The sequence below is a fragment of the Mesorhizobium sp. M4B.F.Ca.ET.017.02.2.1 genome (genome assembly GCF_003998955.1).
GTDB lineage: Bacteria > Pseudomonadota > Alphaproteobacteria > Rhizobiales > Rhizobiaceae > Mesorhizobium > Mesorhizobium abyssinicae.
The window spans coordinates 19459-34217 of record NZ_RZOF01000001.1; the positions used below are offsets into that span (position 1 = coordinate 19459).

Here is a 14759-nt window from a genome sequence, read left to right on the forward strand (position 1 = left end):
TCATGAGCGCCATAAGCAACCCATTTTTGAATGCGGAAATCAACGCACCGAATGAGTTTCAGGAGTTCTTCCAGAGGTACTCTCAATCGACAGGTGCAAGCTCAGTTGATGAGCTGGATCGAAAGCCCTTTCCTCGTATGGTTGACTTCTGGTTCCTCGCGATCGGCGTGGCGGTGAAGAAGAAACTGAAGGCAGTCGATCTTACGGGTATGGCCACTTACAAAGCCGCTGAAGGCGCGGCAGTTTCCTCGCCTGAATGGCGGATACACGCACTGAAGCTGATCGCCATTGGAGAGACCGGCGACCCGACGATCGTGACGGACGGTAGGGCCATGATGCGGATCGCAAACAGCCTTGCATTTGCCGGCATGCCGCACCTAGTCGAAATCCTTGAAGAGCATCTCGACGACGAGGCCTTTGGCCTCTGCGACGCTCTGATAGACCTGCTCGACAATTAGACGGACCTTGAAATATTCGGACCAGACAATGGCTTCGGTGCGGGAGGGATCGTGGCTAAAAGCCCTGTTGACCTTGTTAGCCAAACAAAATGGCTGAAAGGCGAAATGCAGCATTTTTTCCTCGACTTTCGGCGGTGGAGGAGATTCAGCACGCGTTACAAACTTGAATGGAAGAAGGAGCGGTTCGGCGAGGCTACTCGACCAAGCATCCCGAACGAACGTGGAGTTTACGTGTTTACCGCCGAATTGTCGCCCGGAAAGCTGCCTTCACATGGCTATATTCTGTATATGGGGATCACTGGTGACGTCTCAAATGCGACGTTGAGGAGCCGCTACACTCAATATCTCCGACAACACAACACCCAGAGGGGACGCCCCGCTATTACCTATATGCTATCGAATTGGAAAGATGATCTCTTTTTCAACTTCGCCACATTTTCCAACAAGGCGGTTGATCTGTCGAAACTGGAGAATGCCTTTCTGGACGCAGTCAATCCTCCTATGAACAAGCGCGATCTCGGCGCGACGATCACGAACGCGAAGGCGGCAGCATTCTGATGGCTACCAAACCCCTCATCCTCCCCGCACTGAGAGGCTATTTCGGCGACTGGGTTTACTATTCTTGCCTCATACCAGTCCCAGAGATCGCCGCGCGCGTTAAGTTTGCGACAGAAATTCACCAAAACAAGGCCTTGTCAGACCTCATTCAGCGCACTCTTCAAGGCACTAGAGCGAAACACATTGCCGCGTACCTAGCCAATAACGACGAACGTTTCTTCAACTCGTTGGTTCTGGCGACTTATGGAGGCAAGCCAAAATGGTTAGAGCTTGGCGACTTCAAGTCCGAGGCTTACCCCGAGCTGGTCAAGAACGTAAATCAGAGTGCCATGGACAACGTCGGCTTCCTAAATTTGACAGGCTCGGAAAAAATCTTCGCCGTCGACGGACAACATCGGCTTGCGGGTATCAAGAAAGCAATAGAAGAGAAGGTTGACCTTAGTGACCAGCAACTGCCGATAATAATGGTCGGTCACAAGCCTGGTAAGGAAGGAATGGTTCGAACTCGCCGTCTATTTACCACGCTGAATAAGACTGCCGTCCCGGTCTTGAAAAACGAGATCATCGCCCTCGACGAGGACGACGTTATGGCGATCGTGGCTCGCAGGATGGTTGAGACCGATCCGCGCTTCATGAATCCCAAGATTGCGGTGATTTCGAGCGCCAACATACCGCCAACCAATTTCGAGTCGCTCACGACGATTGCCAATCTTTATGACGTCCTTCGCTTGATATTCCAGCTTGAGGTCGGCAAGGCGTCGGACGAGCGGCTCCGGTTTAATAGGCCCTCCGACGAACGGCTCGATAAACACTACGCCTACGCAATGGAGTTCTTCAATCAGCTCGCAACCGCTTATCCTGCGGTGAAATCCCTTTTCGACACCACCGATCCAGAAGCAGTCACCAAGAAGCAACGCGGTAACCATGGTGGTCATCTGCTATTTCGACCGATCGGACTCGAAATGATGACCAGGGTCGCAATTGACCTCGTAACGAAAAAGAAAATTACGTTCGAGGAAGCGTTCACCATCATGAAGGGACTGCCGGTAGACCTTGCAGGCGCTCCTTATGTTGGAGTTATTTGGGAGCCTACAAAGCGCATTATTGTGGCCCGTGGGAAGCGCGTCGCGCGTGACATTTTGAAGTACATGGTTGGGCTGCCAGTCGGGAAGCAACTCGTGAGAGAATATCGCGAGCTGTTGGGGCACGACGCGGCTGATGAGAGCGTTCAGCTGCCGTCCAAGGTGATTTGACAGTTCTGGGATCCTATTGGTCTCTTCGCTCAATTGGCCAGCCTCCTGCGAGAGAACCATCCCCCTTGGCGTCCCAGCACCGCTTGCGCTTGCATACGGTTTCCGCAATCCTGGCAAGATGCGACATTCGCCTCTTGGATTTGTGCTGGCGCTAGCAAAAGTGCGGTGGGCTCAAAAGCCGTCCGCCGGTGCGGAGGAATGGAAACCGCTTTCGACGGCCGCTTCAGGCTGCATTACTGAGGCATACTACCTGCAAGTGGAGTTAGCAGGGCAGCGTGAGAGCACGAGACGAGCGATTGAGCACTCCGCCGCCTACATCGCAACTGAATTGGAAAAAGCGAAGAGGCGCAGAGAACGGCGCCGCAGCCAACAATGACCCGCCTGTCCTTTGCAGAAGAGCTTGAAAGCGCGGCGGATCGCATAGCAGGCATGTCGCGGCCGGATCTGCAGATCATTCTTCGCCGCGCGGCGTTGATGCTCAGGAATGTTGCCGGCGTGCCCCTCGAGGCGGCGACTGAGGATGCACTTGACGCCATGGCTGCCGAGATGAAGCTGGGCCGATCCGACCTCATACAGATTGTATTGCGCGATTGGCTGGAGGCGAACGCCTGTCTCCCGGTACATACCATCGACGAGGAGAGCGAAACCGAAGGGAGCGCATAGTTGCGATGACGGCGCCCTGGTTCTGTTTCCAAATGACGCGTTCCTGCCTCGTTGATCTCTGCGCCGGCGACCATCGGCGCTCCTAGCAAGAACGGCGTATAAACCGCAATCCTGCGCGCGTCCGCAACGGTTGACGAATGCCGTGCGTAGGACGGAGGAAATTCGCCTCCGCCGCGGACGGTGAACAGGACAGCCGTAGGAGCGTCAGCATGGCGCCGGCCGCAGGACGGGACGCGGGACCGACTGTCCCCGTCCGCGGCGGTCCGCATGTTCTTGCCTCAGGATGGCAGCTGACCGGCCGAAATCGCGCGAAGTTCCACCTCTAATCCGGCGGCTGATCAGCGACGTGCGCTAGGATTGGCCACCGCAGCGCCGAGTTTGCCTGGAAGAAATCGATGAGGTGTTGCGCCCTTGAGGCTCCCCTCAATTGCGTGGCAGCTTGCAAATTTCCACGCGACAGGCCCGCACTCTTGGGTCGTCCTGCTCCGGGTGCCGTCACAAGCTCACGCTTTTGCGTACCGGCAACTGCTGCGCTGCCATCTCAGGGGTTGGAAAGCACGACAGATACGCGGTCGTGCTCGTGCTGTGTGTTGGGGGCCAGAGCAGGCTCGTTTCGCTGCCGTCTGGAATGATAGAGGTTGGTATGTGACGCCTCCGGTGTGAACACAAGGAAGGTCGCGGTTCCGGAGACGCTTCAGGCCGACGCCTCTGGCCTCTAGTCCGCCCGGTAGGCATTCAACGATCTTCCTTTCGCGCCTCACGCAGTCGGAACGCGGCGCATTCGAGATCATCGCCAGTAAACTCATCAGGGAACTTCTCGACGGCTGCCTCAATCGTCCAATCAAGCAGGTTGAGCTTGTGAAGGCGTTTGAAGCCGCTCTGGATGTCGCCGCTTCGGACGAGCCTCGATATAGTAGGGATAGTGCCTAGCTGTTGACGCATCCCTATGAAGACTGTCGGGATGTATCGTTTCTCCCGCCCTTTTTGGATCGTTTCGTCAATGAACGCTTCAAGTGCCAGGCTCGCTTTGCGCATACCGCATTCCCGTGCTTTCCTGTAAGCATATATGTTCAAACGCATGGTCGATCAAAGCCGTATGCCCACGGGCATATTATAAGCCGGGCCACTTGATCTTGCCGGATCGCGTCTTGCAAGCTACCCCGGATCCCTCGCAGTCACTGCGGTAGGCAAAAAGGTGTGCGGGTCAGGGGCTAAAGGGAGGACCGCATGAGCGACGTGGCGAAGATCCTGGGACTGATCGAGAACTGCAACGATCCCGAAAAACTGAGATCTTGGATCAGGAACGCGCGGGACAAGGGTGAGCCGGGCGTCGCCGACGCAGCTTTCCGCAAGTTGGTTTCGGTCCTGCCCAAAGAGAAGCCGGGAACCGTGGAGCATGATTTCTGGCAGACGATACATGCCTTCGAGCATGTCCTGTCCGAAGAGCGGGGAAAGACGACCCGGCTCGCGCGCACAAGGCAGAAAGTCGCAAGGGCGGGAGTGGTCCAGACGCTTCAAGACTGGGCCATGAGCGCCAAGAGCACCGACGGCTTTGACATGCTGCTGGAGCGGAACATGCCGGAGCTGACCGGCGAAGCCATTGTCCTGCGGCACGCGCCACAGTTTGACGCGGAGGTCGTCGCGGCGGCCAGGCGCAGGCTGGAGGCAGCGGATATCGATATTGCCACGCTTGCTGGCGCCACGCCTACCGGATGACCGTCCGCAAGAAGGGCGACCGTCTCAGGCTGCCGCCGATCGTGGCGGGCGAGTGGCGCGGCGAGATCGTAGCCCCGGCCAGTGTCAACTTCGGCCAGGTGGTCCAGCCAGGCCCGCCCCGCCAGTCGGTCGAGTTCACCTATGTCATACTCCCAGCCACTCTCATCATGCCGGACGCGGCGTTCCGCTGGCCGGGCATTGTCATGATCATGGCGCCCACCCCCTTGAAGACGGATTTCCCTGACGCGGGCACGCTCTTCCCGGCCGATCGCCTGCCGTCGCTGAGCCTCTCCCTCCAGGTCACCAGGGCGCAGTTTTCAGACATGCTGCCACTCATCGAAGCGCGGCGATTCAAGGACTTCTATTTCACCGTGGACGAGGCAAGGGAAGGTTCCTGGCCTGTGCGGAGCTGGGGCATGGGAGCCACGATGGCCTAGCGCGCCGGCCCGCCTCCATTCTATCCGTCACGACGATGGCAGGGTGCGCCTGCAACGTCCCGGCCATGATCGTCATCCGAGCCGCCTTGGCATGTGCGGCGTCGCGCGCACGGGCACTCTTCCTCGTCGCTACCGTTCAACGGCCGTGGCTGCGCGCTTGCGGGACGGCTATGGATCGACCACATCGGCCATTTCCAGGTAGCGGCAGAAGCCGTTGGCGAGCTGCATCTGGCGCGGCGTCCGGCATTCCGGCTCGAACACATCCGGGTTGGCCACGAGGATGCACAGTGCCTTGGCGCGGGAGGTGGCCACGTTGAGCCGATTCGCGCTGTAGAGGAACTCCATGCCACGCGGGGCGTCTGCATGGCTGGAGGTCGTGATGGAATAGATCACGACGGGCGCCTCCTGCCCCTGGAACTTGTCAACCGTCCCGACCCTCGCGCCGGGGAGGCGCGCCTGGATTTCAAAGACCTGCGCGTTGTAGGGCGCGATAACCAGGATGTCGTTCGGGGTAAGCGGCGCCTCATTACCCTCGCGGTCGCGCCAACGTGCGCCCGAAGCGAGGATCCCGGTCACAATATTGCGAATACAGTCGGCCTCCTCCGGGCTGGAATTCTGGTTGCCGCTGTGCTGCACCGCGACATAGCGCAGGCCGCTCCCGCCAAGCGGGCCGTCCGTCAGGATGGCCTGGTTCTCTAGACCGGGACGGGGAAGGAGGCGGCTTTCGTAGAACAGCTCGGAGGTGAACCGGCAGATATCGGGGTGGAGGCGCCAGGTCTGGTCGAGGAACAGGCCCTCGTCCTCGGCGATGGTCTGCCGTCCGCCGAGAAGGTGGTCGAGGGCCGAGACCTCCGTCCCCTCGGGGTGCGAGCCCTGCATTGGCTGCTCAAGCTGCCGGGGATCGCCAAGCAGGACAAGGCTGGATGCGGCCGGCGATATGGCAAGCACGTTGGCGAGCGACATCTGCGCGGCCTCGTCCACGAACAGCACGTCGACGAGGCGGGCTGCATCGGGCCGGGCCCACAGGAACCCCGTGCCGCCGAGGACGTGGTAGCCGCTCGCAAAGGCGCCGAGGGCCTCGGGGTTCTTCGTCGTGAAGGTGAGGTGCGGGACATTGTCTTCCGCATCCGTGACCTTGTGCAGGCACTGCAGGTCGAAGTCTTCCTTCGCTGCTTCCTCGGCGGCCTTCGCGAGCAGGTTGCGAATGACCTTGTGGCTGTTGGCAGTCACTCCGACGCGAAGGCCGGCCCTGACGAGCGCAAGGATCGCGTAGGCGCCGGCATGGGTCTTGCCCGCGCCAGGCGGTCCCTGGATGGCGAGCACGCCCTGCAATGCAGGGACGAGGCGGCAGGCCGCATCGACCGGGCTCTCGCCCGGCTGGCGCAGCGCCGCGCCGCCGGCATCGGGCGGCCGCCGCAGCAGCAGATCGCGCGCCGCCTTGTAGGCACCGGGACCGCCAATGCCATGATCGGCCACGTACTCCCCGATCTGCACCAGGGATTCGGCCAGGACAGCCGTGTCGATGTAGGTATGGGCGAAGATCGCTTCGGGGTGAACACCGGCAGTGTCGCCCCGCTTCTTGATGTCGATGAAGCGATGTTCCAGGTCGACGCCCTCGACCTTGCCGAAGCGCTCGCCGCCGACGCTGCGCAAATCCTCCCCGCCGCGAAACTCCGCGTCCTGCGGGGGAAATCGATAGCGGTGGATAGGGACCTTGGCGGTGCCCCCCACGGTATCCACGAACTCGAGGCCGGCGATGCCTGCCCGCTCGTCCTCCAGCTCGTCCGCAGACAGCGCCGCCAGCCGGAAATATTCCCACCAGCTCGCCTTCTCTTCCCGGCGATGCCAGTCGAGCACGTTCGCCAGCACGTAGAGCGCCTGCTGCTCTGCGCTACGCTCCGCGGCGTCCACCGGAATGCCATCGATCAATTTGGCCACGACTGCATCGATCCGCGCCTGCCAGGCTGTAATATCCGGCGGAGCATCCTGTCCAGGCGGAGCCGGCCGGGGAATCTCCACGCCTGAGGCGACCGCCCCAGTCCGCAGGCCCTCCAGCCAGTCCCGAAGCCGCTCCGTCGAGACACAGTCATCTTGGTTGTAGCCCGTAACGACGGCCCGATCTTCCGCATTGATGCCGCCTGCATCCCCGAGCTCCAGGCGGGCCTGGACCCTGCTCAAGGAGTAGTTGGCATCGGACAGCGAGACCGCGCGTGCGAATTCGTAGAGCGGCTCCAGCTTCTTGATGGAATAGCTCTCGACGCTGGCGCGGATAGCGTGGCGAGCCACCGCGTAGAGATCGACCAGGACCTGGCCGCGCAGCAGAGTGTCGATCTCTTCCTCACGCGTGGCGTAGCGCCCCATCAGGCGTTTGAGCGCGCCCACCTCATAGGCCGCGTAGTGATAAATGTGCATGCCGGGATGGTGCGCTCGTCGCTCGATCACGAAATCGACGAAGCGCTCAAACGCTGCCTTTTCATCGGCCGGCGTAAGACACCAGTCAGCGACGTAAGTGAGCACGCCCGCTGGGTGCTTGAAGGCATAGCCGAAGAGATATTCGAGGCCACCATCGCCGACGAAGGGGTCGCCCTCGAGATCGAAGAAGATGTCGCCGTCGTCCGGTTCCGGCAGGAGGCACAGGCCAAAGCCCGGTTCGATCGGCAGCGCTTCATGCAGCAACTGCCCGGCCGCGCGACCCTCGACCTGGATCCGGGCCTGCTCCCGGATGCGATTGTAGGACGAAGCGGCGCCGCGCTCCGGCTTCCAAGGCAGCGGAAGGGGGAGCGCGGCCAGCGCAGCCATGGTGGGCACGTCGTGGCTGGCGAGCTCGCCGCGCTGCGCGGCCGTGATCCCGGCCACAAGGGAGAGGTGATCGTCCTGGTGGCGCTGGTCGTCGCATCGGCCGCGCCAGCGGCAGATATCGCAATGAGCGACCGGCTCCGGATAGGTGCCGTCGTTTCCGTTCAAGGACGCGACGAAGCGTTTCCGGACATTGCGGTAGTAGGCGGCATAGTCGCGGACCCGAAAGGCCTCCGGCTCGAAGCCGGTAAGGGGCGCGACAACGTAGGCGTATTCTGGCACGAGGCCCTGCACCTGCCCGACGAGGTCAGAATAGAGGCAGAGCTGCAGCACCGTTCCGCCCTTGGTTTCGCGGGCGAGCTTGGTGTCGATGACTTCATAGGACCAGGCGCCGAGATCGCTTGGCGTCTCGACGCGCCGGAGGATGTCGGCCCGGCCCGTGAAGGGCGGCACGCGCAGCGCCGCCTGCACTACGATCTGCGCGCCGGCGCGCATCGCCTCGATGGTGGTGGCCACTGAGCGATCACCGATGCCCTTGCCTTCGATGACCGTGACCATAAGGCCGGACGCGCGCAGGTGATCGACATAGGCCGCCTCGTGCGCGGCCCCGCGGTGCTGCAGGATCTCAAGCAGCGGGTCCCAGATCTTCGGCTTCTCAAGCGCGCCATCCGCTACCTGGAGATCAAGCGCCGTCAGGTGGCCGCAGTTCAAGTAGCCGACCAGGTCGGATGCGCTCAACTGTAATTCGGACCTAATTCTCAGCATAAACAAAGTCTACGCAGATTGGTGACGGCCGCCAATTCGGTTGATATCGCCGCCTTGTGCCGACGGCGTCGGTCTGCGGTATTGCCTTCCGCCGTTTGCCGCGATCGCCGCACCGTTCCCCGGCCGGCGATTCTGGGCTGAGCATCGCGTCTAGGAAGATACTGCCAGCGAAGACCGCGAAGCGGCCTCTGTTCACGACAGCCTAGTCCGCAAAGCCGATGCAATACCGCCAAGGCTTGCACTCCTAAAATACCTTCAATCTCCGGGGAATATTTGTCTAAGATGCTTTAAGTCCGGGAAGGAAGACCGATTGGAGAAGGACGCAAGATCTTGCACAAGAAAAAGACGGTTTCCGTGGTGACGCCCCCCAGCCAGGCGGAACGCGCTGTGCCGATTGCAGAACATACGCTGCGGCACTTTGAGGAGACGGCAGACCGGGTTCGGGAGAAACTTGCTGAGGGCAGTCCGTCACCGGCCAACGCCTTGGCTTCACTAAACGCCTTTACAGATGGCCCTGCGGTTCGCCGCGTGAGCCAGAACTCTGATCAACTGCGGCGCGCGCTTGTTGCGTTGTTGGCAGAGCCAGCTTTTTCCCGTGTGGTGGCGCAGGACGAAGACGGCGCGCGCAGGTCCGTCTTTGTTTCCCGGGCGGTCCCGCATCGGACGCCTTCGGACGGAAGCATTGCTGTCGGCTACCATCTCCCCTTTGGTCGAATCGCTGCACTTCCCATCGGAGGAAGCATCCTAGGTCCCGGATCTCAAACATTCACGGTGCTTGAGAAGTCAACGCTGTACGCCAAGGAGGTGGGCGGTATCTGGGACTCGCTCAACACCTTCGTTGAAGGCGAGGATTTTGCGGCGTTTACGGTCGTCTCGCTTCGCGAGTTGCTACGGGGCCTGGATGTCGCCGAAGAAGAGCTTGATATCCTTGAGGCCGCATTGGCGAGCGACAGGGCTGCGGCAGTCGTTTTTGAGGGTCGCAAACGCGATGTCATTACCAGGATGGCGCTCCGCGACCTTAAGGTTCTAGACGAGTATCAGGATGAGATATTCCGTCTCCCCCTGGATACGCGCCTCGTGATCCTTGGGCCGCCCGGCACTGGGAAAACGACCACGCTTATCAAGCGTCTTGGACAGAAGATCGATTTGGAAAGCCTTCCTGAGGAAGAGCGGGATGTGATCGGCGCGACAACGTCGGGCGAAGCCCAACACGAGACGAGCTGGCTGATGTTCACCCCAACGACGTTGTTGCGGCGATATGTGAAGGAAGCCTTCGCGAAGGAACTTATCCCGGCACCTGATGAGCGTATTCAGACTTGGGACGACTACCGGCGCGAGCTTGCCCGGAACCGCTTCGGTGTCTTGCGCTCCGCTGCCGGGGCCGGCTCGTTCGTGATGAAGGATGCGTTGCCTTCGCTGTTGCCGGAGACAGTAGCGGAGCAGCGGGCGTGGTTCGAGGATTTTGAGGCTTGGCAGCTTGGCCTGTTTTGGAGGGAGCTGAAAACGAACGCCGACATTCTGGCCGTCGAGGGCTCGGCAGATGTAAAGCGTCTTGGCGCGCGTCTCCGGGAAGCACTTCCCTCGTCCGTTTATGGCCCCCATCCGGGCGCGTTGATTTCCATGGCGGCCATGGCGGACGAGCTTCAGGCACTGATCGGCGGATTGAAGAGGAAAACCGACGAGGCGCTAAACGCTGCCGCCAGGCAGGCGCTGAGGGCAGATGCTGGTTTTCTTGATACACTTGTAGCGTTCGTCGGAACGCTGACAGAAAGCGATGATAACGAAGATCCCGACGAGGAGGATGAAGAAGAGACCCGCCAGATCAAGCTTGGCCGCGAAGCTGCTGTGGAAGCATTGTACCGCGCCTTGCGTGCCAAAGCGCGCGCAGCGGCCAGTGGACGATCGCTCGGAAAGCAATCGCGAAACGGCCGACTTGCCGATTGGTTTGGCGACCGTAGCCTGACGCAGGACGCTTTGCGCACAATCGGGACCGATCTCCTTCTGCAAACGGCAGCGCGGCGTTTCCTGAATACCGAACGGCGTCTTGTTGACGGGGTCGGCGCACGGTATCGACGCTTTCGTCGCGAACGTCAGACAGAAGGCCGCTGGTATCGCCGTGATCCGATTGCGGCGACCGACCTGCACCCGCTGGAGGTCGATCTAATTTTGCTGGCCATCCTCAACTCCGCCCGCACATTGCTTGCGGATCGGCGGATTGCACGCGGGCACGCCCAGGGCCGCCATGCCGCGTTGGCGCCCGTCCTGTCGCTGAACCGCACGCAAATCCTAGTGGATGAAGCGACAGATTTCTCGCCGGTGCAACTTGCCTGCATGGCGGCATTGTGCGATCCGGCGGCCCGTTCCTTTGTCGCCTGTGGCGATTTCAATCAGCGCATCACGGAATGGGGAAGCCGTTCGGATGACGACCTGAAGTGGGTCTTCCCAGATTTCGAGGTTCGTTCCGTCAACATCACTTATCGCCACAGCCGGCAGTTGAATGAGTTGGCGCGGGCCATTGCGCAGCTTTCATCGCCCGATGTCCCTGAGGCGCAGTTGCCGCAGCGGGTCAACAATGACGGATTCGATCCTGTTCTGGGCGTCAGACTGGGGGATCGCCTCGCCTGCGCGTCTTGGCTGAAGGACCGAATAGTCGAGCTTGAACGCCTGAGCGGTCAAGTGCCGAGCATCGCAATCCTGGTCAGCGATGAAGAGGAGGTTATCCCGATGGCTGCGGCGCTGAACGATGCGCTTGCGTCAAGCAACATTCGCGCTGTTCCTTGTCCATTCGGCGAAATGGCCGGGCAGGAGAACGATGTACGCGTGTTCGACGTGCGTCACATCAAGGGTTTGGAATTTGAGGCGGTCTTTTTCCTGGGCATCGACCGGCTCGCGCAGCGCCAACCCGATCTGTTCGAAAAGTACCTTTATGTAGGAGCGACGCGGGCCGCGATGTATCTCGGTCTGACCACCGGAGATGACCATCTTCCGACCAAATTGGCTACACTCGAGGGACGGTTTGGCAAGCAATGGCTTTAGAATTTGGAGGCAGGACGCATTGGATCGCCTGACGGAGTCGGTACCACGAGCGGACACGGAATGGGACCTGACTGTTAGGACGTTTCCGACGGAACAACAGATTACCCGGAAAGAAAGGGCCGTCATCCAAACCCGAATACTGACCACGCGCGATAAGCGAGAAGGCGTGGCGCTCCATTTCATCCTGTCCGGGGTTGAGCGTCGCGGAAGAGACGGCCTTCAGACTCACGCTCAAGGTAGGAGGCTTCCGAGTTGTCGGAGTTCGGCTGCCACATTCGGGCCAAACTGCAAATCATGAAGCCGGCTTTCATTCAAATCCGTGACCAGTGATCGCATGTTTTGCCATCTCAACCGTCGAAGGCCGCCTGCGGCACGCAAGCCACGACCATCTACAAGGTCGATCAGTTTGTCCTGCGCCTCCAGCGATAGTCCCAATCCCTTTGCCGTATAAAGGAACTGCAGGCCCGTCAGCTTCCCGACATCATCAATTTCCTTGTCCGGCTCTATCTCGGGAAGAAGTTCAGGGAGTCCCTGCAGGAGAGCCGGATCCAAAATCTCGAACTCGCTCCACAGAGCTGTTCCGATGGTGTCCCTCACCTCCGCGATCCATGGACTGGCCTCGCCATTGAACGACAGGATCAGTTCCCGCCTTGCTCGCGTCATGGCCACGTACAGCTTGCAGGAAGCCCGATAAGCTTCTTCTTCCGGAACATCGTGTGGCGGGAGGACACCCTTTCTGCAGTTCAGGATAATGAGAGAATCGAACTCGTAGCCCTTGGTCTGCTCAAGATCGCAAAATACCAAGCGATCAGAACTAGGATCATATGCACCGTCGAGCGAGGTGACACCGCACTTCTCTGCAAAACCCTTGACGTCCCGGCTCGAGAATCCTGCAAATGCAATACAAGCCGTTTTGGCATAACTCTGGAGTGCCGTGGCGGCGTATGCACGTGCGTAGGCGACCTCCTGCTCCAGCGTATCTGCCGCCAGAGCCATTGGCACGGGGCCACTGAAATTTGCGAACTGTGGATCAAGTATCTCCAGATCCTCGCTGTCGAGCATTTCATCATTAAGATTATTGCTCAGCACCTCGTAGGCGGCTTTCAGAATTTCCCGACTGTTTCGGTAATTCTTCTTAATTCGCTCACGCGTAATGCCGACCAGGCCTAAATCCGGCAGGGACCGGTGCTTTGGCAGAATGGTCTGTGCGATATCGCCGCAAAGAAAGATGTCATTCGGCCCTTTCTCGACGAGCCTTCTGACAATCTGAAGCTCGGTGCTGCCGAAATCCTGGGCTTCGTCGACAAGGATATTCGTATAACGCGGCCGGATGTGCTCCAGATGCCTCGCCAGAGCCGAGGTAAGACCCAGATAGTCGACGACACCTACGTCGCGCATCTTCTGCTCCCACCCGTCCAGACCCTTAAGGATATCGGAACGACGATCAGCCGCGATCGGGAACTTGCGACCCTTCCGTTCCAGGCCGAGGTATGACGAGCGGGCATGCGGCGTGACGGCACTACGAATCCAGTCAAACTCGTCCCGAAGATAGGCCTCACCGCCAACGCCCCGAGCGGTCATCGACTTGTGCAGAGGCACAAGCACCCTGGCAGATTCATTGTTCAGCCACTGACGATAGTATTCCCGGAATATAAGGTCGACATGTTCATTGGACTTCCAGGTTACATCTACATAGTGACGATCGTTGTGCGGCTCGAAGTGATGGAGAAGACGCTGGGCGAGTTCGAAGAAGGACGTGACCTCAATACGACCCCGGGCAGCATTATTGCTGCAAGCAGCGTCAACAAGCTGACGTAGGAGACCGGCAAGGCTGCGGTTAAGCGTTAGAAGCAGCACGTTCGAATCCGCCGCCTCTGCCAGACGAAGTGCACGGCGAACGGCGACGCAGGTCTTTCCTGATCCTGAAACTCCGGAGAGCTGGGAGACGCCAGCATAGTCAGCCATCACGACCCTCTCCTGTTCCGGATGGAGATACAGGAACCATTCGTGCCAGCTGGAGCGCTTCTCAAACGATGCCAGCCAGGCCTCGTACTCCGGCGAGCCAATGCGCAGACGTCGAATATCCTCGCCGTCGGCCACCTCGAGCATATCGGCTTCATCGACGTCGCCCAACAGTCCGATGCGGCCCATGCTCAGATCGACATGAGCCTGTGCGCCCTCATAGTTGCCTGAGAGAAGCAGGTTGAAAACAGCGTGGACGAGTTCGCCTTTCCGCAGGTCTGGAATCTCGGCGACCAATCCTTCAAGATCGCTGGTGCTTGAACGCGCGTCTAGTGCCTCCAGCTTCCTCGCGATGCTGCGCTGAAGCCCGTCCAGAACGTGGTCCATCGCGTCGACATCGAGTCGCTCGACAAGAGGCTTGTCGTGATGATCGGCGCGATATGCATTTGCATGAACGACCTGCCTGCCGGAACCGGGCAGAAGAACAGCCCTGAGGCCCCTGACAGCAGGCTTCATCCCCTTCTGCCCGTCCAGCCATTTATCGGCATCTTCATGATCTCCGACAAAAAGGAAAAGGCATGTCTTGTCCGTTTGCTGTGTGATCAGTCGCCAGCCATCGCCAAGATCGTACTTGACAGCATTCTGGACGCGGGTTTCCCCATGATTGGTAACTGAAACGCTGATAAAAGGATTCGGATCACGCAGGCTACCGAGGATCGCTTTGACCTTCGTTGCTTTCTTTTGTTGTTGTCCACCCCCAAAAAAAGCGCTGCTCAATGATTTGTCGAATTCCTTCGTAGTGAAGTAGGCGACTTGCCCGATGACGCCGTTAGGATCGTCGATGCCCGATTGAATATTCACGTCCCCCCCAAGATCTCTCTGCCAGTTCTGCCGTCGAGACATATCCTCAACTACATACAAGGTGCAACAGAATAGAGAGCCGACTTCACATCATCTGCTGATTCAGAATGTCTCATCGGGGACTCGTGGCCTGGCCCGCAACCAGTTCTTCGCTTCGGGCTCATCAAGCGGTCGGCCGGGCGGCGCTGGCGCGGTCACGGATTGCTGGACAAGGGGGTCGCGCGCCTTTCTCCCACAAAGCAATCAAGGTCGTA

Annotated in this window: 10 protein-coding genes; 7 read left to right on the plus strand and 3 right to left on the minus strand. The window is 59.7% G+C overall.

Annotated elements, in window-relative coordinates; translation table 11 throughout:
* The first annotated feature begins 2 nt into the window (after positions 1–2).
* From EN738_RS00085 to EN738_RS00100, 4 genes are all read left to right on the plus strand, one after another.
* Complete coding sequence (locus EN738_RS00085) at positions 3–458, plus strand: hypothetical protein (protein WP_127281910.1); 456 nt, start codon at positions 3–5, stop codon at positions 456–458.
* 51 nt (positions 459–509) lie between these two features.
* Positions 510–1016 (plus strand): hypothetical protein, encoded by a 507-nt coding sequence (locus tag EN738_RS00090; RefSeq protein ID WP_127281911.1) that lies wholly within the window; start codon positions 510–512, stop codon positions 1014–1016.
* The gene (locus EN738_RS00095) at positions 1016–2269 is read left to right on the plus strand and encodes a DGQHR domain-containing protein (RefSeq protein ID WP_127281912.1); all 1254 of its coding nucleotides are present in this window, start codon (positions 1016–1018) and stop codon (positions 2267–2269) included. Before EN738_RS00090 ends, EN738_RS00095 begins: the two co-directional genes overlap by 1 nt.
* Positions 2270–2641: 372 nt before the next feature.
* On the plus strand, positions 2642–2932 hold the full coding sequence (locus EN738_RS00100; RefSeq protein ID WP_127281913.1) for a hypothetical protein: 291 nt from the start codon (positions 2642–2644) through the stop codon (positions 2930–2932).
* A 735-nt stretch (positions 2933–3667) separates the two neighbouring features.
* Here EN738_RS00100 and EN738_RS00105 read toward each other — a convergent pair.
* Complete coding sequence (locus tag EN738_RS00105; protein WP_127281914.1) at positions 3668–3967, minus strand: hypothetical protein; 300 nt, start codon at positions 3965–3967, stop codon at positions 3668–3670.
* 192 nt (positions 3968–4159) lie between these two features.
* Between EN738_RS00105 and EN738_RS00110 the strand changes: the two genes are divergently transcribed.
* Both EN738_RS00110 and EN738_RS00115 read left to right on the plus strand, forming a co-directional pair.
* Complete coding sequence (locus tag EN738_RS00110; RefSeq protein ID WP_127281915.1) at positions 4160–4648, plus strand: hypothetical protein; 489 nt, start codon at positions 4160–4162, stop codon at positions 4646–4648.
* Complete coding sequence (locus EN738_RS00115; RefSeq protein ID WP_127281916.1) at positions 4645–5085, plus strand: hypothetical protein; 441 nt, start codon at positions 4645–4647, stop codon at positions 5083–5085. The genes EN738_RS00110 and EN738_RS00115 overlap by 4 nt, the downstream gene beginning before the upstream one ends.
* Before the next feature lie 168 nt (positions 5086–5253).
* Here the strand turns inward: EN738_RS00115 and EN738_RS00120 are convergent, their stop codons facing one another.
* Positions 5254–8619 carry a TM0106 family RecB-like putative nuclease gene (locus EN738_RS00120; RefSeq protein ID WP_348629066.1) on the minus strand — a complete coding sequence of 1122 codons (3366 nt, stop codon included), beginning with the start codon at positions 8617–8619 and terminating at the stop codon, positions 5254–5256.
* A 357-nt stretch (positions 8620–8976) separates the two neighbouring features.
* Between EN738_RS00120 and EN738_RS00125 the strand changes: the two genes are divergently transcribed.
* Positions 8977–11682, plus strand: coding sequence for an ATP-binding domain-containing protein (locus tag EN738_RS00125; RefSeq protein ID WP_127281918.1), 2706 nt, complete (start codon positions 8977–8979; stop codon positions 11680–11682).
* A 231-nt stretch (positions 11683–11913) separates the two neighbouring features.
* On the opposite strand, the gene EN738_RS00130 is transcribed toward EN738_RS00125, so the two are convergent.
* Positions 11914–14505 carry a UvrD-helicase domain-containing protein gene (locus EN738_RS00130; RefSeq protein ID WP_189605667.1) on the minus strand — a complete coding sequence of 864 codons (2592 nt, stop codon included), beginning with the start codon at positions 14503–14505 and terminating at the stop codon, positions 11914–11916.
* Between the last annotated feature and the right edge of the window lie 254 nt (positions 14506–14759).

What these genes read in the sequence shown, in the direction of transcription:
- EN738_RS00115 (WP_127281916.1), top strand. Translation starts at nt 4,645, where the DNA reads ATGACCGTCCGCAAGAAGGGCGACCGTCTCAGGCTGCCGCCGATCGTG.
- EN738_RS00105 (WP_127281914.1), bottom strand. Translation starts at nt 3,967, where the DNA reads ATGCGCAAAGCGAGCCTGGCACTTGAAGCGTTCATTGACGAAACGATC.
- EN738_RS00085 (WP_127281910.1), top strand. Translation starts at nt 3, where the DNA reads ATGAGCGCCATAAGCAACCCATTTTTGAATGCGGAAATCAACGCACCG.
- EN738_RS00100 (WP_127281913.1), top strand. Translation starts at nt 2,642, where the DNA reads ATGACCCGCCTGTCCTTTGCAGAAGAGCTTGAAAGCGCGGCGGATCGC.
- EN738_RS00095 (WP_127281912.1), top strand. Translation starts at nt 1,016, where the DNA reads ATGGCTACCAAACCCCTCATCCTCCCCGCACTGAGAGGCTATTTCGGC.
- EN738_RS00110 (WP_127281915.1), top strand. Translation starts at nt 4,160, where the DNA reads ATGAGCGACGTGGCGAAGATCCTGGGACTGATCGAGAACTGCAACGAT.